This window comes from Anoxybacillus sp. B2M1 (assembly GCF_001634265.1).
Classification (GTDB): domain Bacteria; phylum Bacillota; class Bacilli; order Bacillales; family Anoxybacillaceae; genus Anoxybacteroides; species Anoxybacteroides rupiense.
In genome coordinates this window covers 3,662,931-3,686,304 of the sequence record NZ_CP015435.1, presented here as the reverse complement: position 1 = coordinate 3,686,304, position 23,374 = coordinate 3,662,931, and the positions used below count along the sequence as shown (strand labels likewise).

General features: G+C 42.8%; 23 protein-coding genes. 3 read left to right on the top strand and 20 right to left on the bottom strand.

Features of this window, described 5'->3' with window-relative positions; translation table 11 throughout:
* Window positions 1–2: 2 nt before the first annotated feature.
* The 5 genes from yqfD to rpsU form a co-directional block, all read right to left on the bottom strand.
* Window positions 3–1,190, bottom strand: a complete 1,188-nt coding sequence (yqfD, locus tag GFC28_RS17875) for a sporulation protein YqfD (protein ID WP_044744565.1) — start codon at window positions 1,188–1,190, stop codon at window positions 3–5.
* A gap of 17 nt (window positions 1,191–1,207) precedes the next feature.
* The gene (yqfC, locus tag GFC28_RS17870; protein ID WP_044744566.1) at window positions 1,208–1,492 is read right to left on the bottom strand and encodes a sporulation protein YqfC; all 285 of its coding nucleotides are present in this window, start codon (window positions 1,490–1,492) and stop codon (window positions 1,208–1,210) included.
* Window positions 1,493–1,650: 158 nt separating this feature from the next.
* Window positions 1,651–1,848 (bottom strand): hypothetical protein, encoded by a 198-nt coding sequence (locus tag GFC28_RS19425; protein WP_156487553.1) that lies wholly within the window; start codon window positions 1,846–1,848, stop codon window positions 1,651–1,653.
* 98 nt (window positions 1,849–1,946) lie between these two features.
* The gene (locus GFC28_RS17865) at window positions 1,947–2,393 is read right to left on the bottom strand and encodes a GatB/YqeY domain-containing protein (RefSeq protein WP_044744567.1); all 447 of its coding nucleotides are present in this window, start codon (window positions 2,391–2,393) and stop codon (window positions 1,947–1,949) included.
* A 14-nt stretch (window positions 2,394–2,407) separates the two neighbouring features.
* Window positions 2,408–2,581, bottom strand: coding sequence for a 30S ribosomal protein S21 (gene rpsU / locus GFC28_RS17860; RefSeq protein ID WP_027407847.1), 174 nt, complete (start codon window positions 2,579–2,581; stop codon window positions 2,408–2,410).
* A gap of 153 nt (window positions 2,582–2,734) precedes the next feature.
* Here rpsU and GFC28_RS17855 point away from each other — a divergent pair, with 153 nt between their 5' ends.
* Window positions 2,735–3,661 (top strand): Na/Pi symporter, encoded by a 927-nt coding sequence (locus GFC28_RS17855; protein WP_044744568.1) that lies wholly within the window; start codon window positions 2,735–2,737, stop codon window positions 3,659–3,661.
* Between the two features lie 8 nt (window positions 3,662–3,669).
* Here the strand turns inward: GFC28_RS17855 and deoC are convergent, their stop codons facing one another.
* The 13 genes from deoC to gpr all read right to left on the bottom strand — a co-directional run bounded on the left by deoC (window position 3,670) and on the right by gpr (window position 18,755).
* A complete protein-coding gene (deoC, locus tag GFC28_RS17850; RefSeq protein WP_044744569.1) occupies window positions 3,670–4,341 on the bottom strand; it encodes a deoxyribose-phosphate aldolase in 672 nt (223 codons plus the stop codon).
* 366 nt (window positions 4,342–4,707) lie between these two features.
* A complete protein-coding gene (mtaB, locus tag GFC28_RS17845; protein WP_044744570.1) occupies window positions 4,708–6,063 on the bottom strand; it encodes a tRNA (N(6)-L-threonylcarbamoyladenosine(37)-C(2))-methylthiotransferase MtaB in 1,356 nt (451 codons plus the stop codon).
* A gap of 10 nt (window positions 6,064–6,073) precedes the next feature.
* Window positions 6,074–6,823, bottom strand: a complete 750-nt coding sequence (locus tag GFC28_RS17840; protein WP_044744571.1) for a 16S rRNA (uracil(1498)-N(3))-methyltransferase — start codon at window positions 6,821–6,823, stop codon at window positions 6,074–6,076.
* 15 nt (window positions 6,824–6,838) lie between these two features.
* Entirely contained in the window at window positions 6,839–7,777 is a 939-nt protein-coding gene (gene prmA / locus GFC28_RS17835) for a 50S ribosomal protein L11 methyltransferase (RefSeq protein ID WP_044744572.1), read from the bottom strand.
* Between the two features lie 8 nt (window positions 7,778–7,785).
* Window positions 7,786–8,925, bottom strand: a complete 1,140-nt coding sequence (dnaJ, locus tag GFC28_RS17830) for a molecular chaperone DnaJ (protein ID WP_044744573.1) — start codon at window positions 8,923–8,925, stop codon at window positions 7,786–7,788.
* A gap of 148 nt (window positions 8,926–9,073) precedes the next feature.
* Window positions 9,074–10,906, bottom strand: coding sequence for a molecular chaperone DnaK (dnaK, locus tag GFC28_RS17825; RefSeq protein WP_044744574.1), 1,833 nt, complete (start codon window positions 10,904–10,906; stop codon window positions 9,074–9,076).
* A gap of 21 nt (window positions 10,907–10,927) precedes the next feature.
* Window positions 10,928–11,512, bottom strand: a complete 585-nt coding sequence (grpE, locus tag GFC28_RS17820) for a nucleotide exchange factor GrpE (RefSeq protein ID WP_044744575.1) — start codon at window positions 11,510–11,512, stop codon at window positions 10,928–10,930.
* Window positions 11,513–11,629: 117 nt separating this feature from the next.
* Window positions 11,630–12,664: a heat-inducible transcriptional repressor HrcA gene (gene hrcA, locus GFC28_RS17815; RefSeq protein ID WP_044744576.1), complete on the bottom strand. Its 1,035-nt coding sequence runs from the start codon at window positions 12,662–12,664 to the stop codon at window positions 11,630–11,632.
* A gap of 83 nt (window positions 12,665–12,747) precedes the next feature.
* Entirely contained in the window at window positions 12,748–13,890 is a 1,143-nt protein-coding gene (gene hemW / locus GFC28_RS17810; RefSeq protein WP_044744577.1) for a radical SAM family heme chaperone HemW, read from the bottom strand.
* Window positions 13,891–13,953: 63 nt separating this feature from the next.
* Complete coding sequence (lepA, locus tag GFC28_RS17805; protein ID WP_044744578.1) at window positions 13,954–15,780, bottom strand: translation elongation factor 4; 1,827 nt, start codon at window positions 15,778–15,780, stop codon at window positions 13,954–13,956.
* Window positions 15,781–16,002: 222 nt separating this feature from the next.
* Window positions 16,003–16,341 (bottom strand): YqxA family protein, encoded by a 339-nt coding sequence (locus GFC28_RS17800; RefSeq protein WP_044744579.1) that lies wholly within the window; start codon window positions 16,339–16,341, stop codon window positions 16,003–16,005.
* A 12-nt stretch (window positions 16,342–16,353) separates the two neighbouring features.
* Window positions 16,354–17,559, bottom strand: a complete 1,206-nt coding sequence (gene spoIIP / locus GFC28_RS17795) for a stage II sporulation protein P (protein WP_044744580.1) — start codon at window positions 17,557–17,559, stop codon at window positions 16,354–16,356.
* A gap of 77 nt (window positions 17,560–17,636) precedes the next feature.
* Window positions 17,637–18,755: a GPR endopeptidase gene (gene gpr, locus GFC28_RS17790; RefSeq protein WP_044744581.1), complete on the bottom strand. Its 1,119-nt coding sequence runs from the start codon at window positions 18,753–18,755 to the stop codon at window positions 17,637–17,639.
* 210 nt (window positions 18,756–18,965) lie between these two features.
* Here gpr and rpsT point away from each other — a divergent pair, with 210 nt between their 5' ends.
* Window positions 18,966–19,232 carry a 30S ribosomal protein S20 gene (rpsT, locus tag GFC28_RS17785; protein ID WP_044744582.1) on the top strand — a complete coding sequence of 89 codons (267 nt, stop codon included), beginning with the start codon at window positions 18,966–18,968 and terminating at the stop codon, window positions 19,230–19,232.
* A gap of 172 nt (window positions 19,233–19,404) precedes the next feature.
* Here rpsT and holA read toward each other — a convergent pair whose 3' ends face one another.
* Window positions 19,405–20,454: a DNA polymerase III subunit delta gene (gene holA / locus GFC28_RS17780; RefSeq protein ID WP_044744583.1), complete on the bottom strand. Its 1,050-nt coding sequence runs from the start codon at window positions 20,452–20,454 to the stop codon at window positions 19,405–19,407.
* 285 nt (window positions 20,455–20,739) lie between these two features.
* Here holA and GFC28_RS19060 point away from each other — a divergent pair, with 285 nt between their 5' ends.
* Window positions 20,740–20,874, top strand: coding sequence for a YqzM family protein (locus tag GFC28_RS19060; protein WP_044744584.1), 135 nt, complete (start codon window positions 20,740–20,742; stop codon window positions 20,872–20,874).
* A 203-nt stretch (window positions 20,875–21,077) separates the two neighbouring features.
* Here GFC28_RS19060 and GFC28_RS17775 read toward each other — a convergent pair whose 3' ends face one another.
* Window positions 21,078–23,369: a DNA internalization-related competence protein ComEC/Rec2 gene (locus tag GFC28_RS17775; RefSeq protein WP_044744585.1), complete on the bottom strand. Its 2,292-nt coding sequence runs from the start codon at window positions 23,367–23,369 to the stop codon at window positions 21,078–21,080.
* Window positions 23,370–23,374: the final 5 nt, after the last annotated feature.

Genomic DNA, 23,374 nt, shown 5'->3' with positions numbered 1-23,374 from the left:
CCTTAATCTCCTTGAACAATAGGTTGTGGTATCGCAATATTTTCAACTACTTGGTAATGAATCTCTACTTTTACTTTACCATTCTCTTTGGTTGCATGCAAAATCTTTTCACCTACAATGGAAGCATCTGCTTCTAGTTTGCCCTCCAGCTCATTTCGCGCCATTTCTTTTGCTTTCTGCAGCGCTTCATTCCATGTATAGCTCCGCTTAACCTCCTCGTTTTCCCGATAAATCACCCGCTCGTAATAAATCGGCAGCTTCCATCGCCAGAACTGCAGGGCCCTTTTTTGGTTTTCGGTTTTATAATGGCTAAATGGCGGTTTTTTAAACCCCCAAACCGGAAGTGAAAAAGAACCAATCGCTATATAATGCTTTTCCATATACTTTCCTGTGTATACTTGAAACACGGAATCAAACGGCAAGACAACTGTAGACTTGTACCATGTTTCTCCAAAAATTTTTCCACGAGCCGGCACAAGCTTCGTTTTCCCCTCTTTTCCAATAATTCCCGACACTAAAACTTGTCCTTTATTCACATAATCATGAACAGCAACAAGCGGTTGTCCCTCTTCGACAAACATATGAGTGATGACGGCTTTCTTTTTCGCCACTAAATGGCGTACCCCCACCGCTTCCGGTTCCTTCGGCTTCTTTTTTTCTACCACTTGAAAGTAAAAGGTCGTCCCCTTTAATTCAACCCCGACCCATGTAATGGTTTCAATGCGATCGGTCAGCTTCTGTTGAATTACTTCAGGAGGATCTAACAGAAATTGAAAAGCTCCTTTTTCAACCCCCATTTGCTTGAGTTCCTTCAAAATTCGGTATTCTGTTTCCGGCTTAGCCCCTTCGATCCGAACATTCCAGACCATGTTAGAAAGCAAAAAAACAAGCGCAAAAAATAAAAAAATTCCGATGAGAAATCCAGTATTTCTGAGCATTTTTTTCCCCAAAAAGGGCAGACCGCTTTTTCCGATAAAAAATAGTTTACAATCGCTTTTTCGCACCATTACTCGCATAGCTCGAACGTCTTTTAGAAAGATAAAAAAGGTTGCTGTGTGTTCATTCTGCTTTTTAACATTCCAAATATGAATGCCGTTTCGCAAGCATTTATTTACAAACCGTTCGATTCCTTTTCCCTGAACTTTAACCTTTACGCTTCCTGATAAAAAATTCATCCACTTGTTCTTCATTTTTTTCCTCCTCAATGCTATTCATCTAAATAAATGACATGATGAATTTTTCCTTCTAATAAAATTTCCTCAGGTAGAATCGTCTTGATAACAAATTGCTCGCCGCGAACAAGAAGCTGTCCTTGCTTTAAAAGCAAGCGCAATTCTTTATCACTAAATGTTAATAATCCGCGATGGTTTTCGATATAAATATGTATGTGTCCAATCATGGTAATACGGGGAAGGTCCATCACTAGATCAGCAGGCAGTTCTAACTGGTTTGTCAACCAATTTCTCACTTGCTGGCGCCACTTTTTCATCATCGAAAAGAACCCCCTTTCATCTCATACATATGAAAAAAAATAGGTATGTAGCACATCTGACATAAAAAAAGAAGCCTTGGCATAAGCCAAGACCGTTTACATTATGTATCAACCCCTATTTTTCGCATCAACGCTCCCCTACATGACATGCTGCATTTTTAGGTAACACCGGTATATGTCAGTAAGAGAAGGAAGGTTTGCTGTTCCCTACCTTCAGGCTTTTTATCATAAGAAAAGCGCCCACCGAGGAGAGCTCGAATCAAGCTTGATCCTGTGTGGGGCGACTTGAACCGATGCAGCTTGAAGTTAGACAGCGCCTGATTTCTTTCAAAAAAACAAGAGACAAATTCTGACATAAAAAACAATCCCCCACAGATCGGCGCTGAAGAACATCTCTAAACGGTCCTTCATCTTGATCTGTAGGGGATTGGTGATGTCAGTCATGTATTTCTTGTTACGCTAAGTGCTGCTGAACAAGTTTATTAACGAGAGAGCCGTCCGCCTTTCCTTTTACTTTCGGCATGATTGCTCCCATCACTTTTCCCATATCAGCTTTTGAAGAAGCTCCAACCTCGGCAATCGTTTCTTTAATAATGGCTGTTAGCTCTTCTTCTGTAAGCTGCTTAGGCATATATAGCTCAAGTATGCGAATTTCTTCTTTTGTTTTATCAGCAAGGTCTGAACGACCAGCGTTTTCGAACTCTTGGAGGGAGTCTTTACGTTGTTTTAATTCGCGAGAAAGTACAGTCAGCTCTTCATCTTCAGATAATTGGCCCTTTCCAAGCTTGATCGCTTCGTTCTGCAACGATGCTTTGACCATCCGAATGACGGAGAGTTTTTCTTTTTCTTTGTTTTTCATCGCTTGCTTCATATCATCGTTTAAACGTTCAAGAAGACCCATAAATACACCCTCTTTTAATGCTTGCGCTTTCTAGCCGCTTCAGACTTTTTCTTGCGTCTTACGCTTGGCTTCTCATAGAATTCACGCTTTCTTGCTTCTTGTAACGTACCTGTTTTTGAAACAGCACGTTTGAAGCGACGAAGAGCATCTTCAAGCGATTCGTTTTTACGAACGATTGTTTTTGACATCTTACTTCCCTCCCTCCGAACAACGCCACTTGCATTTGTATTACTAAACATGTACCTGTCAATTATAATATATCCGATAAAAGAGGTCAACTAAAAAAGCAGTCATCGTCTCTCCTTCTTGTCCATACAATGGTGATGAAAGGAGAGAAGGACATGTTGTCATTATTGATCTTATTTAGCGTTTATATTAGCATTTTTTTGCTTGGAATGTTTATGCTGAAAGCAGGTCTCTACGCTCTTTCTGGCCATCGCCTGAAGAAATGGCTGCTGCATTTTACGAAAACACCCTTTCAAGGATTTCTCACAGGAACAGCGCTTACCGCTCTTCTGCAAAGCAGTTCGGCGATGATGATCATCACCGTAGGCCTTGTAACAACTGGCTATTTAACATTTCGCCAATCGATCGGCATTATTTTAGGCAGCAACATAGGCTCTACCATCACAACGGAAATTATTACGCTTGATCTGGGAGCAAGTGCTATTCCCATGCTGCTGACCGGAGCTTTTTTTGTCTTTTTTCTTCGGCATCGCATCAGCTACAGTATCGGTATGATCTTGATTGGGCTTGCCTGCTTATTTTTTGCCATGAAAGGATTTGGCGATCTTGCAAAGCCGCTTGCTTCTTACCCCGTTGTCTACGAGTGGCTAAAAAAGACCGATCGCTCTAATCTATTAGGAATTGCTGTCGGCATGCTCCTCGCGTCGATTATTCAGTCAAGCGCAGCGACGATCGGTATTACGATGGGCTTTCTTCATGAGCATTTGCTCACATTGCCGGCCGGTATTGCGATTTTACTTGGCGCCAATATCGGAACATGCGTAACGGCCCTTTTAGCCAGCATTGGTACAAGCCAGGAAGCAAAGCTTACAGCTTATACGCATTTATGGCTGAACATTGCTGGAGTAGGTATTTTCTTTTTTCTCATTCATCCTTTAGCTTCCTTTGCCGGCAGCTTAGCTGCCAAACCTGACGTCCAGCTGGCGCATGTCAGCGTTTTATTCAATGTTCTTTGCTCAGTCGCCGCTCTGCCATTCACTCGCTTCATTGAAGCGTGGATTACCTTCATCCATAAAAAATAACTTGCATATTAATAATCAGTAAGCGCCGTTTTTCCTTGAACGATCGCAACACCAGAGCTTGTACCGATGCGCGTCGCTCCCGCTTTCACCATCGCTTCGGCTCCTTGAAGATCGCGGACGCCGCCAGACGCTTTCACACCCATATCCGGTCCTACCGTTTGGCGCATTAATGCGATATCTTCAATCGTAGCACCACCGGTAGAGAAGCCTGTAGATGTTTTGACATAATCAGCCCCTGCTTGTACGGCTAAGCGGCAGGCGCGCACTTTTTCCTCTTCCGTTAGCAAGCATGTTTCAATAATGACTTTCACAAGGGCTTTTCCTTTAGCCGCTTCGACGACAGCGCGGATATCACGTTCCACAAGCTCGTCCGCTCCGTCCTTTAAAGCACCAATATTCATAACCATATCGATCTCTGTTGCGCCATTAGCGATCGCATCTTTCGTTTCGAATGCTTTTGTTTCCGGAGTATTGGCTCCAAGAGGAAAACCAATGACTGTGCAAACTTTCACATCAGTGCCTTTTAGCAGCTCAGCTGCAGCCGCTACCCATGTTGGATTTACACAAACAGAAGCAAAGCCGTATTGTTTCGCCTCTTCACATAATTGAACAATTTGTTCCTTTGTTGTATTCGCTTTCAGCAGTGTATGGTCAATCATTTTTGCCAATTGATTTGCCATATGAATGCCGCTCCTTTCTGTTGAAATAGAGAAGTCTGACCTCTATCATCATACCATTTTTCAACCGCAAAAACTAGCCGACAAGCAAAATTTGTTCAATGAACCTCTCTCACTTCCACTCCGTTAAGAGGCGGGAAACTTCTCGATGGATGAGGTTAAAAAAAGCGCCCACCGAGCGGCGATGAACGCCCAAGCGCCGCCGACGAGAGCTCGAATCAAGCTTGACCCTGCGCGAGTAGTTCAGCGATGAGGCTCCACGTGTCGCCGCTGCAGTGCGATGCGGAGCGACTCAAGCCGCTGGCGTTTGAAGCTGGAGACAAGATATCCATTCTGACAGAAGCAAAAAACCCAGCTAATCGCTGGGTTTTACGAGCTTAATTTCATTTTTTCCTTTACCTGATCAGATACTACGCGGACGAATTCTCCTTCATTATATGGATAGCCCGCTTTCGTAATTTTCACTTTTACAAGCTGACCGACCATTTCTTCAGTGGCTGGAAATTTTACTTTTAAGTAATTATCGGTATATCCAACGTATAAGCCACTGTCCGGCTCTTCTTTATATGGCTCTTCTGGAATGACTTCAAGCACTTGTCCTTCGAACTGCGAAGCATATTCCTTCGCCAATTGGTCAGAAAGAGCGATGAGGCGATGAACGCGCTCGTTTTTCACCTCTTCATCGACTTGGTCTAGCATGCGCGCCGCAGGTGTTCCTGTACGCTTCGAATATGGAAATACATGAAGTTCCGAAAACTGATGGTCACGGATAAATTCATACGTTTCCATAAATTCTTCTTCCGTCTCACCAGGAAATCCGACAATAATATCCGATGTGACCGCCAGCCCAGGCAGCGCTTCCCGCAATTGAACAAGCCGCTCAGCAAAAAATTGAGTCGTATACTTGCGGCGCATCCGCTTTAATACGCTGTTGGACCCAGATTGAAGCGGAATGTGCAAATGGCGGACAATTTTATCGGAACGCTTGAGAACTTCAATGACTTCATCGGTGATTTGACTTGCTTCAATGGATGAAATGCGAAGCCGCTTTAAGCCGACTACCTGTTCATCCATATCGCGAAGCAGCGCAGCAAAATTATAATCCTTCATATCTTCTCCATAGCCACCTGTATGAATGCCTGTTAGTACGATTTCTTTATAGCCGGCATCAACAAGCTGTTGCGCTTGGCGAATGACTTCTTTCGGATCGCGTGAACGCATGAGGCCGCGCGCCCACGGAATAATGCAAAACGTGCAAAAATTATTGCAGCCTTCTTGAATTTTCAAAGAAGCTCGCGTCCGATCCGTAAAGGCAGGAACGTCCATTTCTTCATATACGCGGGTCTTCATAATGTTTCGAACCCCGTTAATCGGCTGGCGCTCTTGCTTAAATTGTTCAATATATTCAAGGATCTTGGCGCGATCCTGCGTTCCGATTACGATATCAACCCCAGGAATCGCCATAACTTCAGCTGGAGAGGTTTGCGCATAACAGCCTGTGACACAAATAACCGCATCAGGATTTTGCCGGATGGCACGTCGAATAACTTGACGACTTTTTTTATCGCCCGTATTCGTCACTGTGCATGTATTTATCACGTACACATCTGCATGAGTTTCAAAGTCTTTTCGTTCATAGCCCGCTTGTTTAAATAACTGCCAAATCGCTTCTGTTTCATAATGATTTACTTTGCAACCTAACGTATGAAAAGCCACTGTTGACATTATTCTCACCTCACCTTAATTCCCATTCATATGATGCAGCCGCTAATACATAAAGCGGGGCTGTTTCCGTCCGCAAAATCCGCGGTCCGAGGCCACATGTGAAAAAACCGTTTTCCTGAAGCTTCGTGATTTCATGCTCCGCCAAACCGCCTTCTGGCCCAAATAAAACGAGCATCGACTCGCCCGGCTTCATCTGTCGCAAAACTTTTCGCAAAGCTGCTGCTTCTCCTTGCTTTGCTTCTTCTTCATAAGCAACCATACGATAGTCCAGCATTCGTGCAAATTCAATAAACGGCTCCATAGACATCGGCTGGTAGATATCAGGAATGCGCGTACGATGCGCTTGCTCAGCTGCTTCTTTTGCAATCTTCCTCCATCTTTCCAGCTTTTTATCCGCTTTTTTCGCTTCCCATTTAACAACAGAGCGAGCCGCCAAAAAGGGGATAAATGCAAAAGCACCAAGCTCTGTTCCTTTTTGAATGACCAATTCAAATTTATCTCCCTTTGGCAGCCCATGAGCAATATAAATCCGTATTGGAAGCTCTGTTTGTTCCTCTATCCATTTTATAATGCGAAGCATCATATTCTCACTGGAAATCCGCACAATCTCACATAAAGCGGCTTTGCCGTTTTCATTACAGCAAATAACCGCATCTCCCTCCCTCATGCGCATGACGCGTACCATATGGTGATAATCGTCCCCAGTCATGACAATTTGGTCATGATGAATTTGATCCTTTGAGACAAAATACCGTTGCAAACCGCCACCTTCTTTTCATGCTTTTCTTGCAATTAATGCGATCCAATCTTCCATCGCCAGTGTTTCTTCAATAACAAATCCAGATTCAATCAACTTTTCTTTTACCTCGTGTTTTTTCGCTTGAATAATTCCAGATGTAATAAAATATCCGTTTTCTTTTACCAGATGGTACGCATCATCTGTAAAACGCATAATGATTTCTGCTAGAAGATTGGCCACAATAATATCGGCCGGCTCCTTTACATTATCCAGCAAATTCCCTTGGGTAACCGATACGATATCTTGAACTTTATTTAATTTCACATTTAGCTTGGCGCTGTCTACGGCCACTGGATCTAAATCAAGCGCTTGAACAGAAGCGGCTCCAAGCATCGCTGCCGCAATACTCAAAATCCCTGATCCAGTCCCAACATCAATGACGGTATCACTTGGTTTCACACACTTTTCTAGCGCTTGAATACACATGACTGTGGTCGGATGTGTGCCTGTGCCAAAAGCCATTCCAGGATCTAGCTCAATAATAAACTCATCAGTGGAAACCGGTTCATAGTCCTCCCATGTTGGCACGATCGTAAATTTTTCAGAAATTTTTACTGGGTTATAATATTTTTTCCACGCTGTCGCCCATTCTTCTTCGTTCACTTCGCTGATCGTAATTTTATTTTTTCCTATATCAATATTATAGAGCATTAAATTATTGATCGCTTGTTTAATTTCCTCAACTGTTTCTCCTAAAAAACTATTGACTGGCAAATAAGCTTTAATGATGACTCCTTCATCCGGATAATCATCGGGATTTAGCTCATAAATTTCGCCAAATGTGGTATCACGTTCTTTTGTTAAATCAAAAGGGTCTTCAATGACGACTCCCCCAGCACCTGCTTCGTGCAAAATATTCGAAATCGCCTCAACTGCTTCTTGTGTCGTATGAATGCTGATTTCTGACCATTTCATAAATGTGTTTATTCCCCTTTAAACGCTTTTTTTACTTTCTCAAAAAAGCTATCTTGCGGTCCTTGGTGCATGCTTTGGTCTCCCAATTCATCAAATTCGCGCAGCAGCTGCTTCTGCTTTTCCGTTAATTTAGTTGGCGTCACAATGCGCACAATCACATGCTGATCCCCTTGACCATATCCGCGCACATTGGGCACACCTTTTCCTTTTAAGCGAAATTTTGTACCTGTTTGTGTGCCTGCTGGAATTTTCAATTTTACTTTTCCATGAAGCGTCGGAACTTCAATTTCATCACCAAGAGCTGCCTGTGCAAATGTCAGCGGAATTTCACAATAAATGTCATCATCATGGCGTTCAAAAAATTCATGCGGCTCTACACGAAACACGATATATAAATCGCCCGCTGGACCTCCGTTTATGCCTGGTTCTCCTTGTCCAGCTACGCGCAATTGCTGTCCGTCGTCAATACCTGCTGGAATTTTCACATGAATTTTTTTCCGCTTTTTCACCCGACCGCTACCGCCGCAAGTCGCACATTTTTCCTTAATAAATTGTCCTGTGCCTCCGCAATAATGACATGCTCTGCGATTCACAATGCGTCCAAACGGCGTTGCCTGCTCTATGCTGATTTGTCCCGTTCCGCCACAATGTGAACATGTTTCCTTTTTCGTTCCCGGCTTTGCTCCTGATCCATGACACGTGTCACACGTTTCTTCGCGAGGGATTTCTATATCCGTTTCTTTTCCAAACACTGCCTCTTCAAATGTCAGTGTCATCGTATATTGTAAATCAGCACCAGCCCGCGGAGCGTTCGGATCACGCCGCCTTCCTCCGCCAAAAAAGGAGCTGAAAATATCCTCAAAACCACCAAAACCGCTAAAGCCGCCAAAATCAAAATCATCGCTTCTAAAGCCGCCAAAGCCTTGATTAGGATCCGTATGACCAAATTGATCGTAATGGGCTCGCTTTTGATCATCGCTCAATACTTCATAAGCTTCTTTGATTTCTTTAAATTTTTCAGCTGCATCTGGTGACTTATTAATATCTGGATGATATTGTTTTGAAAGTTTTCGGTATGCTTTTTTTATTTCATCTTTTGTCGCTGTTTTGCTTACCCCGAGAACCTCATAGTAATCTCGCTTTGTCATCATCATCCACTCCCGATTCACTCACATAAAGCTAATTGTACCATCCATTTCTTTATATATGCAATAGGTGTTATTTTTCCTATCGTTGCTTTTTTTCTAGAAAAAAAGTCAAAGCCAAGGCAGGCCTGACTTTGACTTTTTCCCGTTTTTACTTATCGTCTTTTACTTCTTCAAATTCCGCATCAACTACATCGTCATTTTTTTTCGCAGCGCCGTCTGCATTTGTTTGCCCTTGAGCTTGCGCCTGTTGAGCGGCTTGCTCGTATAGCTTAATGGACAATTGCTGAACGATTTCTTGCAGCGCATTTTTCTTTGTGCGAATTTCTTCGATATCTTTTTTCTCCAAAGCGGCTTTTAATTCTTCTTTAGCCTCCTGCGCTTTTTTCACTTCCGCTTCGTCCACTTTTCCTTCAAGCTCTTTGAGTGTTTTTTCTGTTGTAAATACTAAATGATCGGCTTCGTTGCGAAGATCCGCTTCTTCTTTGCGTTTTCTGTCCGCTTCTGCGTTTTCTTCCGCTTCTTTCACCATTCGTTGAATTTCTTCTTCGGAAAGGCCAGAAGATGATTTAATCGTAATGGATTGTTCTTTGTTTGTTCCTAAATCTTTTGCGCGCACATGGACAATACCGTTGGCGTCAATATCGAATGTGACCTCGATTTGCGGCACACCGCGCGGAGCCGGTGGAATGTCGGTTAGCTGGAAGCGGCCTAACGTTTTGTTATCTGCCGCCATTGGGCGTTCTCCTTGAAGAACGTGAATATCAACCGCCGTTTGATTGTCCGCCGCCGTTGAGAAAATTTGCGATTTGCTTGTCGGGATCGTCGTATTGCGTTCAATTAATTTCGTAAATACGCCGCCCATCGTCTCGATTCCTAAAGAAAGTGGAGTCACGTCAAGCAATACAACATCCTTGACATCCCCAGCGATCACGCCGCCTTGAATAGCAGCTCCAATCGCGACCACTTCGTCTGGGTTGACCCCTTTATGCGGTTCTTTTCCAATTTCCTTTTTGATTGCTTCTTGCACAGCAGGAATGCGCGTCGAACCCCCGACAAGAATCACTTTGTCGATATCGGATGGTGTTAGGCCTGCATCTTTCAATGCTTGACGCACCGGTCCCATTGTACGTTCCACAAGATGGGCAGATAGCTCTTCAAATTTTGCGCGCGTTAATGTCATTTCTAAGTGAAGCGGTCCTGTTTCATTCGCGCTGATAAACGGCAATGAAATTTGGGTTTGCGTAACGCCAGAAAGATCTTTTTTCGCTTTTTCAGCAGCATCCTTTAAGCGCTGCAATGCCATTTTATCTTTTCCTAAATCAACGCCATGTTCCTTTTTAAATTGTTCAACTAAATAATCGATAATGACTTGGTCGAAATCGTCGCCGCCAAGATGGTTGTCCCCAGCTGTCGCTTTTACCTCAAACACGCCATCGCCAAGCTCCAAAATCGAGACGTCAAACGTCCCGCCACCTAAGTCATATACGAGAATCGTTTGATCTTCCTCCATTTTATCAAGTCCATAAGCGAGCGCTGCCGCTGTCGGCTCGTTAATGATACGTTCAACTTCCAATCCGGCAATGCGTCCCGCATCTTTTGTTGCTTGGCGCTGTGCATCATTAAAATAAGCTGGAACCGTAATGACCGCTCTTGTAACCGGCTCGCCTAAATAGGCTTCCGCATACGATTTTAAATATTGTAAAATGATAGCTGAAATTTCTTGTGGAGTATATTGTTTTCCTTCAACCTCCACTTTATAATCGGTACCCATATGGCGTTTGATCGAGATGATCGTATTTGGGTTCGTAATCGCTTGGCGCTTCGCTACTTCCCCCACTTGCCGTTCTCCGTTTTTAAACGCCACAACTGACGGAGTGGTTCGGTTTCCTTCTGGATTTGGAATCACTTTCGGCTCGCCGCCCTCTAATACAGCTACACAAGAGTTTGTTGTTCCTAAATCAATACCAATGATTTTGCTCATCCGTATCACCCTCCTATGACATTATTGACTCACTTTCACCATTGCTGGACGAATGACACGATCTTTTAATTTATATCCTTTTTGAAATTCTTCAACGACCGTGTTGGGCTCATATCCGCTATCTTCTGCCTGCATCACGGCTTGATGCAGATGAGGATCAAACGGTTTTCCAATTGATTCGATGACTTCAACGCCTTCTTTTTTCAATGCATCAATCAAAGAGCGATATACCATTTCCATCCCTTGCAAAATGGATTTGGCTGTTTCGTCTTCTGTCTGGATTTTTAAAGCGCGCTCGAAATTATCTAACACCGGTAAAAGATCTGTCACTAAATTTTGTGCGCGATATTTTTCCGCTGCCGCAAATTCAAGTCTTGTACGGCGGCGGAAATTATCAAAATCTGCATGCAGGCGAAGATAACGATTTTCTAATTCCTGCAGCTTTTGCTGAAGTTCAGCGATTTGTTCGTTTGCCGCTGTCAGTTGATCTTGTTCGTCATCAGTAATTGATTTATCTTCTGTCAATGACTCATTCACTTCTTCTTGCGGCTGTTCATATGTAACTTCCTCTTCTGTTTGAAGCATTTCTTTTTGTTCGTTTTCCATCGGCTTCACCTCCCTTAAGTGAACAAATAAGTCCAATATATGTATAATCGAAAAGTTATTCACAAGGAAAGGATGGGGTGCTTCACACCATCCATCCATTATCCAATATGACCAATGCTACCCATTTTGATACCAATCTGTCAACGCCTTTGTTAAGTCAGAAGCCACTTGATTCAAAACGGTAATGACACGCGAATATTCCATTCTCGTCGGCCCTAGAATTGCAATCGTTCCCAGCTGCTCCTCTCCGATCGAGTAGGTTGCTGTAATTAAGCTGCAATTTTCCATGCCGCTCAATTGGTTCTCATGGCCAATTGTCACTTGAATTCCCTTTTTGCTGCTTCGACGCAGCAGTCGATAAAACTCTTTTTCTTGTTCAATGATTTTCATTAAAGAATGAACTTTTTGAATATCATTGAACTCTGGCTGGCTGAGCATATTAGCTCTTCCCGCTAAAAACAGCTTTTCTTCCCGCGGCAGCTCAATCATATCCGCAATGGTTTTTAACATGCTGTCATAATTATAAATGTGGGCACGCAGGACGTTGGCAACCTCTTTATAAATCTTATCCTTCAATTCCATAATAGAAGAACCAATCAATCGCTCATTCAAAATATTGACCATTTTTTCTAAATCAGAAGCATTCACGGAAGCCGGAATCGTAATCACGCGGTTTTCTACATGGCCTTTGTCCGTGACAAAAATGGCTACCGCTGTTTCTTTATTTAAAGGAATGATTTGAATTCTTTTCAGCTTATTATCTTTCACAGCCGGACCGAGAACGATAGATGTATAGCTTGTCAAATCCGATAAAATCTGCGCCGATTTTTGAACGAGTTTCTCTAGCTCATAAATTCGTTCTGCAAAAATCGATCTAATCTTCCTCATATCCTCCGTTGTAAGATGCTGTGGTGACAATAGATGATCGACGTAATAACGATAGCCTTTTTCCGACGGTACCCGGCCTGATGAAATATGCGTTTTTTCAATGTATCCCAATTCCTCCAAATCAGCCATTTCGTTTCGGATCGTTGCTGAACTGAAGGTAATTTTCTCCTTCTTCGAAAGCGTTCGCGAACCGACAGGCTGGCCGTAACGAATAAAATCGTCAATAATCACTTGCAAAATCAATAACTGGCGATCAGTTAACAACGATCATCACCTCTGTTAGCACTCAAACATATTGAGTGCTAAATCTATTATTAAAGTACCAAATCCCCGCACATCTGTCAACTTTAGATTACTCCAATAAATGCCTGAAACACTTCATTTCCAAGCAGTTTTCCTTGGTGAGTAAGACGAATATGAGTTTCCGTTTCCTCCAATAGCCCTTTCTGCTTTTCTTGCTCAATCGGTTCATGGAATACCTCATGGACTGGACAATGAAATTTTTCCATAAACCGCTGTTTGGAAATGCCTTCTATTTTGCGGAGGCCTAAAAACATTTCTTCTTCTTTCTGCTCTTGCTCGGTTACCACATGGCGTTCAATATACGCTTCTCCCGTTTTTTCAACTAAATCAATATATTTTTTGATCGGTCCAGCATTCGCGTTTCTTATGCCGGCTACATAACTGTGCGCCCCTGCACCAAATCCGTAATATTCTTCATTACTCCAATACGTAAGGTTATGATGGCTTTCAAATCCCGGCCGGGTATAATTGCTAATTTCGTACTGCTTATAGCCGTTCTTCTCCATTTCTTCCATAATGACCTCGTACATATTTGCTTCTTCTTCTTGACTTGGCAAAGATAGCTTTCCTTTTCTCATTAAATTGTAAAACACCGTTTTCGGTTCAACGATGAGCGAATAAGCAGAAATATGCTGAATGTTGAGTGCAAACGCCATATTCAAAGAATCGCGCAGCTGTGCAAGCGTCTGTCCCGGCAAACCGTACATCAGATCAACGCTAATGTTTGCAAAACCGATATCTTGAGCGATCCCAATGATTTGAAACACATCATCTCGCCGATGAGTTCGTCCAATTTTTTTTAACAATTCATGATCAAACGTCTGTACGCCAAAGCTTAGGCGATTGACTCCTGCGTCTTTTAACAGCTGCAGTTTTTCCCGCGACAACTCGTTCGGATTCGCCTCGAAGGTAAATTCCACTTCGTCCGCAGTAAAAGGAAGGCGCTTATGAATGGCATTGAGAAAAAAGTCAAGCTGATCCATTTCCAGTACGGTCGGCGTCCCCCCACCTACAAAGATGGTATCAAGTTTTTGTGTAGGATATCGAACCACTGTTTGTTCCATTTCGGTTTCTATCGCCTGCAAATACTCGTTCACCGGCTGTCCTTTAAAGAATACTTTATTGAAATCACAGTAATAGCAAATTTGCGAACAGAACGGAATATGCAAATAAGCGGCTTGAATCAATGTTCATCGCTCCTTTTTCATAACAAACAAGGCCATCTCATCATGAGACAGCCTCGTATGGCATTATTTTTTATCATCCATTTTGAGCACAGCCATAAACGCTTCTTGTGGAACTTCGACAGATCCGACCTGCTTCATTCGTTTCTTTCCTTCCTTTTGCTTTTCAAGAAGCTTGCGTTTCCGCGATACGTCACCGCCATAGCATTTAGCTAGCACGTTTTTCCGCAATGCTTTGATCGTCGAGCGGGCAATAATTTTATTGCCGATCGCTGCTTGCACAGGAACTTCAAACTGCTGGCGCGGAATCAAATCTTTCAGTTTCTCAACAATGACTTTTCCGCGCTCATAGGCTGAGTCGCGATGAACGATAAAGGAAAGGGCATCGACTTTCTCCCCATTTAATAAAATATCCATCTTCACAAGCTTTGAAGGCTTATAGCCGATGAGCTCATAATCAAACGATGCGTATCCTTTCGTGCTTGACTTTAAAATATCAAAGAAATCATAGACAATTTCTGAAAGCGGAATTTCATAAATAAGCATAACTCTTTTTTCATCCATATATTGCATATCGACAAAGATGCCGCGCTTGCTTTGACATAGTTCCATTACCGCTCCAACAAAATCGTTTGGCACCATGACCGTCGCTTTGACGTAAGGTTCTTCCACCCGGTCAATTTTTTGTGGATCTGGCATGTTGGATGGATTATCCACTTGAACCTCCTCACCATCGGTCAAGTATACTTTATACACTACGCTTGGCGCTGTCGTAATTAAATCGATATTAAACTCGCGCTCAATGCGTTCCTGAATAATCTCCATGTGTAGCAGCCCTAAAAAGCCGCAGCGAAAACCAAAACCGAGCGCCTGCGATGTTTCGGGCTCAAATTGTAGCGCGGCATCGTTAAGCTGCAATTTTTCCAATGCCTCACGCAAATCATTGTACTTGGCTGTATCAATTGGATACATTCCGCAAAACACCATCGGATTTAAGCGACGATATCCCGGAAGCGGTTCGGCCGCAGGATTTTTGGCATCTGTAATGGTATCCCCTACACGCGTATCGCTTACGTTTTTAATGGAAGCGGTCAAAAAGCCAACATCGCCCACGGTTAGCTCATCAACCAATTTCGCTTTTGGCGTAAACACCCCTACTTCAACTACCTCAAACTCTTTTCCAGTCGCCATCATTTTGATTTTTTGTCCCGGCTTAACCGTTCCTTCCACAATGCGAATATAGGCCACTACGCCGCGATACGGATCATACAGCGAATCGAAGATCAACGCTTTTAATGGCGCATCTGGATCACCAGCCGGCGCCGGAATTTTGTCAACGATTTGCTCCAAAATCTCTTCAATGCCGATGCCGGCCTTAGCGGAAGCAAGCACCGCTTCAGAAGCATCTAAACCAATTACATCTTCAATTTCTTGGCGAACGCGCTCAGGCTCAGCGCTTGGCAAATCGATTTTATTGATAACCGGCAAAATCTCTAAATTATTATCCAGAGCCAAATAGACATTTGCCAGCGTTTGCGCTTCAATTCCTTGCGCCGCATCAACAACAAGAATAGCCCCCTCGCATGCCGCCAAACTGCGCGACACTTCATAGGTAAAATCGACATGCCCTGGCGTGTCAATAAGGTGAAAAATGTATTCCTCTCCATTATTTGCTTTGTACTTTAACTGAACAGCATTCAACTTAATCGTAATGCCGCGCTCCCGCTCTAGCTCCATAGAATCTAGCATTTGCTCTTTCATTTCTCGCTGCGAAAGCGCCCCCGTTTTTTCAAGGATGCGATCTGCAAGCGTCGATTTTCCATGGTCAATATGAGCGATAATAGAAAAGTTGCGGATTTTTTCTCTTCTTTCCAGTCTTTGTTCACGATTCATCTTTTTCACTCCTACTGTTACCCGAAACTACACTAGCTTTGATTATAGCAACACAACGGTTAAGATTCAATGAGAGAAATAAGAAAAGCGCAAAGCGCCCTCCAAGAAGGTTGTCACCGTCACAATGCGGAGTGAGGCGATTCGAGCCGACGGCAATTGAAGCTAGGCAACGCCCGAACCCTTTAAAAAGGATAAGAAAAAAAGTCGAGCCTGTGCCCGACTTTATTCGATCAGCTGTCCTACAAAAGAAAGAAGGGATTGAATAACAGAACGAACTCCTTCCGCCAAACGCTTTCCAAGCTCTGAAAACAGATTGAACATTTTCATCTGTTCAAGCTTCTCTTTCTTCTCACTAATATTTTCGATACTTACTCTATTTCCCATAACCATTGCTTCCATTTCGCCGTTTTTATCTTTTGCAACATGGAACACGGTCTGAAAAGACGGATCATTGTAGCCCTTCATTTTGATCATCCCTTGATTCGCCTGCTGCATGCCAAGCAAGACACCAAAGAAAAGAAGGATAACAGCCGTCAAAAATTGAAGGGTGAATTTTGCCATTTTGCTTCCTCCTTACTGCTTTTGCGGCGGATCAGAGGCTGGAGCCTGCACTTTTTCTGCCTGCCAATAATGCTCACTAAACACATCGGCAACAGCAGCTGCGGATCGGAAAAGTTCATCAAACGTATTGTCTACCCCGCCAAACTCTATGAGTAACGCATTATTTGATAAATCTTGATTGAATTTTCCATTTGTTCCTCTTCCTTTCTTCTCGATGACCCCCCGACTTAATCCCGGATATTTTTTTTGTAAAAGCTGATGAAGCTGTGTTGCTAGTTGTAAATTCTTTTCATAGTTTGCATTTTCTCCGCCAACAATGAACGCAACACGCGCATAGCTAACTCCGTTAATAGTCGCAGTTGTAAATTTTCGTCTTTGGGCATCGCGGTGAATATCAATCAAGTATTGTAAATCACGGTTTTGGCCCATCGCCTGCATAACAACCTGTCTTGACATGTCATATGATTGCGCATAGTCCATTCCTTTTTCTGATAATTTTTGTTGAACATCAACGGTGCTTTCCACCGCTCCAATCCCTCGTTTCTCAAGTTCCTCCTGCAATTTTTGTCCGACTTTCGTTACATTGACCGTACGATGAAAGGCCTGATCTGGATTATTTGCCCCTTTGAGCGCTGGCAAATACGATTCATACGTATGGGTGCTGTAAACATAAACGACTTTCCGTCCGCCAGTCGTTTTCGTTGGCGGAGGCACTGGCTGTTTATCTTGATCTTGATCCGCTTTTTCTAAATTTTCGATGGATGCCTCGCGTTCAGCCAGCATCACTTCAAGCGGCGGTGCCGATTCGTAAGGCATGTTTGTATAGTCCGTTCCTTCTCCTGCCACCACAATCTTACTATCATATAGAGCAAAGCCAGGCAATTCGCTGCCAAGCAGACTGCGGGGATCATCTGGATTAATGCTCGTAATCATACGCAGCAAAATAGATGAATAACTAATGTTCTGTCGCTCTTTCGGCAAGCTTTGTAAAAAATAATGGTTTTCAAAACTAAATAAATGAATGAACGTTTCCTCAGGAAAATGATTGGTCACACTATTAACAGAAGAAGAGGTAATTCGATATTCAGGTTTTAACGATGTCATGACCCCGACAACCGTAAACATCATCATCCAGCCTAAAACGGCTAAAGTCACAACTTTTTTAATGCTTGTCCCTTGAATGGTGACGACCATTTGCCGAGAGCGAAACCTTTTCATGTTCTCACCCTTTCTAAGCTTGTCTACTAATTTAACAGTATGGTCAAGCTTAAAAAGATAGAACATCTTTTTTATGATTAGTGCGTATACATCCCTGTATTTCCTTGATCAATCTGGCCATGCAGCGCTGCGTTTAAGCCGCTCGCTAGCAAATGGGCCATGTCCCCGATAAACATATCGACTTCTTTCGGCGTCACCATCAAATTATGTCCGAGCGGGGCCAATACTTCATGAATAAGCGTTCTTTTTTCTGTATCGCTCAGGGTTCCAATCATGCCAAGAAACGTCGATCGCTGTGCTTGTGTAGGCAGATCCTCTTCGGTTAATTTTTTTCTTCTTCCAAACATCCATCCAGCTGGAGCAAGAGCACTAGAGGGACGATTCCCTTCACGCATTTCTTTGCCAAAATGCTTTAAAAGAAAGTCAATGGTATCGCTTGTAATCGACACAGCATCGACAACCGTCGGCACACCGATAGCGATGACAGGAATCCCTAAAGTTTCTTTACTTAATTCCTTGCGTTTATTTCCCACTCCTGATCCGGGATGAATGCCAGCATCTGAAATTTGAATCGTCGCATTTACTCGTTCAATTGAACGAGCCGCTAGTGCATCAATGACAACAATAAAATCCGGTTTGGTTTTTTCAACGACACCGTCAATAATGTCGCTCGTTTCAATTCCTGTTGTTCCCATTACTCCGGGAGCAAGCGCGCTTACAGGACGAAAGCCTTCTTGCACGCTTTCCGGTTGAAGCTGAAACAAATGCCTTGTAATTAATAAATTCTCTACCGCCAACGGACCGAGCGCATCTGGAGTAACATGATCATTTCCAAGCCCCACAACAAGACAGCTTGCTTCTTTTGGAATATTCAGCTTCTGCAAAAAAGCATGGAACTCTTTCGCAAACACTTCCTCTACCTTTTTTTGCAGCTCTGTATCCTGTTCCCGGATCCCTTGAGCCTCCAGCGTGATATAGGTTCCTGGCTTCTTGCCAATGGACTGCGCTCCTTCCTCGGTTACTTCAACATATGATAGCTTAATTCCGTCTATTTCACGATCATGAATCGTGACTCCTTCAATCGGAGAGGCAGTCTCTTTTTTTTGCTGCAATCGCTCTTCAATGGCCATTTCATGAGCTTCAACAGCCAAATCTGTCCGCACGGAATAAACGCTAAGATCTAATGGTCGATTCATCGATGCTCCTCCTTCTCAAAAACGATCGTTTTTATTTATTGTCGCCGCTTTCTTCTTATTTCATTCTTTAATAAGTAAAGTATTTTTGCTTGAATAGTCTTGCATAATTGAAATGTGTTTGATAGAATATCATTTGTTCTTGATATGTCTATATCGATCAACATGACAAAAGAATCACGTATATGGACAGCATTACGGAGGTGAAAGACATTGGCAAATATTAAATCAGCAATTAAGCGTGCGAAAACAAGCGAGAAACGCCGTGCTCACAACGCTGCGATGAAATCAGCCATGCGCACAGCGATTAAAAAATTTGAAGCGCTTGTAGAAGCAAAAGAAGTGGAAAAAGCACAAGAAGCATTTGTCCTTGCTTCTAAAAAATTAGACAAAGCGGCAAGCAAAGGATTAATTCATAAAAATGCAGCAAGCCGCCAAAAATCCCGTCTAGCGAAAAAATTAAACAGCATCACAGCGTAACAACAAATAAACGACCTTTTTGAGGTCGTTTTCTTTTTTGATTTTTATAAAATTGTCTTTAGCTGGAAATTAAGAAAATACGCGCACAAGCCTTTCCGTTTTTTATGATTCTCATCCAAAAATCCTCCAAGCTGACACCCCCATCTCTGAACGAAGTGGGGATGGGAGGAGTTCACCGAACAAAAGACTGTTCATTTGTCTCGTTCGCTTTGCTCCATTTGACTAGCAGCAATTCAATAAGCAAGCGTTTATCAAGCACCCCTGTTTTCATTTGATAATCCGCTTCAGCCAAGTCGTGAATGATATCGAGCAATTCCTGTTCCGAAAATAATCCCGATTGTGCCATAGCCAGCTTAACGCGAAACGGATGGACCTTTAGCGACGAAGCAATATGCTGCTGGCCGTATCCTTTGGCATTAAGCCATTTAACTTGATACAAAAGCCGAAACTGGGCCGCTAGCAACGCAACAATTTTAATAGGTTCTTCATTATGTTCCATTAAATCACCAAATACTTGCAATGCTTCTCTCACTTTGCGTTGAACGACCTTTTCCACCAATACAAAAACATTTTGTTCAAGTGTCCGCGAAACAAGCATCGTCACGGTTTCACCATCAATGGTTCCTTGATGGCCAACAAACAGTGAAAGCTTATCGAGTTCATTAGCAAGCGACATCAAGTTCGTCCCCGCCAGCTGCAGTAAGGTTTTCTTTGCTTCTTCTGTAATGGCGACTTCATTCGCATGTGCCCGTTCTTCCATCCATTGCCGCAATTCTTTTTCATTAAGTGAGGAGGCGACAAAAACCTTCGCTTCATTCATTAACTGCTTCGTGATTTTTTTTCTTTCATCCAATTTTTCATATGAACCAAGAAAAACAACAATCGTAAAAGGAGAAGGAGAAGCTATGTATTGCTCAAGCTTTTTTAAATTATGCTCTATTTTCTCCTTTCCCTTGTCAGAAGTGAGGAAATACGGATTTTTGATCACAACAACCTTCTTTTCCCCAAAAAAGGGCAGGGTTTCCGCTTCCTCAATTGCTGTTTCGATCGGTGTTTCTTCACAATCATACACCGATAAATGAAAATCCTGCTCCTCTTCTCGTAAAGCTGTACGTACAATTCGTTCATATGCTTCATTTAATAAAAATGTTTCCGTTCCGTATAATAAATAAAGAGGCGACAGAGTTTGCTTTATCATTTTTCCCAAAAAGTTCACAGTCATATTTCTCTTCTCCATTCTTTTTTAAAACCATCCATGATGAAAAGATACACTGTTTTCTTGGTTTTTACAAGGGAACCGGCAAACGATGTAAGCCGATTCCCATTTATATAAACGTTGATAAATAAGTCCTAGGATCTTATTTATCAACGGGTATTTTTATATTATCCCGTGCCCCTTAAACTATTTGTGTCAACTGTTGTCAGCAAAGGAAATGATCAATTGTTATATAGATTTTTTTTTTCTTTTGACGTATACTAAAAATGATTGCACGAGGAGGGGTAAATCATGAACGAATTTGAAAAAAATGTACAAAGCAAACGCAATGATGCAGTTGATTCCGGCGTCGGATTCATCGTTTCGTTCGGCTTCTTCGCTACTATGTTCATTATCGCCACATTAGTAAAATTTTTTGGTTCATGATGGAAAAGAGATTGCTTTTTAGAGCAGTCTCTTTTTTTTGTATGCGGCATGCCAAAAAATGTCGAGTTCTGTTATCCCCTAACGCATTGGCTGCTGCTTGCAGTCCATCTCATCTGCAACCATTCATATAACCTTATCATGGCGTTGTAATGCGGCCAAACTGGAGTAAAGCGAAAGGTGCCGCTCATGCTGGTGATACTATATTATGGCAGCATAAAAGTAAAGGTTCCAGCTTTTTTCGTATAGCGATAGCGAATCGCTCCATGCTCATCCGTTCGCAAAATTCGAACCCCATGCTTTTTAAGCCGAGCGATTACATCATGATGCGGATGATGGTAACGGTTGTTCTTGCCAACAGAAATAATGGCAATCTGAGGTTTTATCATCTTTAGAAAGGGCTCGGAGGTCGATGTGGCACTTCCATGATGCCCGACTTTTAATACATCAACCTGAAGGTGAGGAAAATCACGAATGAGCCGTCCTTCTCCTTCAGCTTCCAAGTCTCCTGTAAACAGCCATGATAATCCCCCCAATTTCGCGTATAATACAACGGAACGATCGTTATCATTAGAAGGGAGAGCCGTTCTTGATGGATTCAGTACATAAAATGATGCTTCTCCTACCTTCCAATCATCTCCTTTTTCCACTTTTCTAATCTTCATTTTTCGATCCTTCATACCAGCCATAAGCGCAGTCTGCCATGGTGAATACGCACGGCTTTCGTTGCCAATCACCAGCTCCTTCACCCGTATGCTTCTTATCACTTCAGGTGCCGCTCCCATATGATCGGCATCTCCATGCGTAATGATGAGTTGATCCAATTGGCGAATTCCTTTGGCTTTTAAAAACGGTACAACTAGCTTTTCGCCTACACGCCACTCGCTCCTCCGCTTTTGCCATGACTGCTTTGGTAAAAGAACCGTTCCTCCCGTATCAATAAGATATACTCCCTTTCTGTATGGCAATTCAATATAAATACAGTCGCCTTGCCCCACATCCAAAAAGACGACCTCACCATAGCGGTTCATGTATGGAAAAGCGGCATGAAAGGCAATTACTATCACTACATACCCAAAAGCGCGATATTTTTTCTGCTCCATTTGCGTAAAGGCCCATACAATCGCCATTCCATAACATAAAAGCAGCAGCATGGACGGCCGTCCTAAAACAAATGCAAGCGAACGATCAAAAGCGAAAAACTGAACAAAGCGATTAGCAAAATCAAGCACATGTTCAAGGAGATAGATAAAAGGTAAGCTCAACGGCTCCACAACATAATGTGCAACAAGAGCGATGATGGAGAGCGGCAAAATTATAAACGAATAAAACGGAACAAAAATCATATTCAACGGAATGCTTAACAGCGAAAACTCAAAAAAATGGTATAGCAAAAACGGAAGGGAGCTGATTTGTGCAACCAACGTTGCAGCAAAAAGCCGCATCATGGATGAACGGTATTGCTCAATCCAATCCATGGATAAAATAAGCGCGAAGGAAACAATAAAGGATAGTTGAAATCCCGGCTGGAACAAATCGTATGGTTGAATCAGTAACATCACGATGCATGTAAGGCTGAGGATATCAGAAAGAGGAATGTTGAACTTCCGATAACGGCTCCATAATAACATCATGGCCATAACGGAAGCGCGGACGACGGATGGCGAAGCGCCTGTCAGGATCATGTACAAAGGAAGAAGAAGAATGAGAATCAATGCGGCGGCTTCTCTTGTTATAAAGCGAATGAATAGATAAAAGCAGCCGCTGACAAGCAATGTGACATGCGAGCCAGAAATCGCTAAAAGATGCACTAGCCCTAGCTTTTGGTACCCTTCAAGCAGAGCCTCGTCCATTTCTTCGCGTTCGCCAAAGATTAACGCTTGCACAATGCCAATCACCGCAGGAGGAAAATGCTCATTAATTTCATCCATTCCTTTTTCTCTGATCGATCGAAGCACTTCAACAGGATGAAGCCGTGTCTGTTTACAAGCAGCGACAGAAAAGGAAGAGGGCTTTACAATCCAATGAATTTGTTGGGAGCGCAAATACTTTCGATAATCAAAAGCGAAAAAATTCCGTGCGGGTTCAGGAGCTTCCAATCTTCCTTCAAATCGGCAAACCATTCCCATGCGAAGTTGGAAAAGCTCTTTTTTATCGCGCTCACGATTGATTTTATACAAAAGCTGCACCTTTTCCTTTTCTTTCGTCCTTCCCTTTACCTTCAGCTGATCGCCATCAATGACAGGAGGCTCTATCAAGCGCAGCGAAAAATGGGTTTTATTTTTCGGAAGAACGGTTTGATTATGGGTCTCAGTCCAAATCATATAGAGATAGAAAAGGGCCGCCGCAAGTAAACATGCAGGAAGCAAATCACGCTTATATCTTAGCAAAAACAGCAAATAAACTGCCATCACGAAATGAAGCCCATGTAACCGCTGATAGCCAGCTGTGATTCCCCCTATAGCTGCTATCGCTACATACACACCATTTCCTCTCATTATCC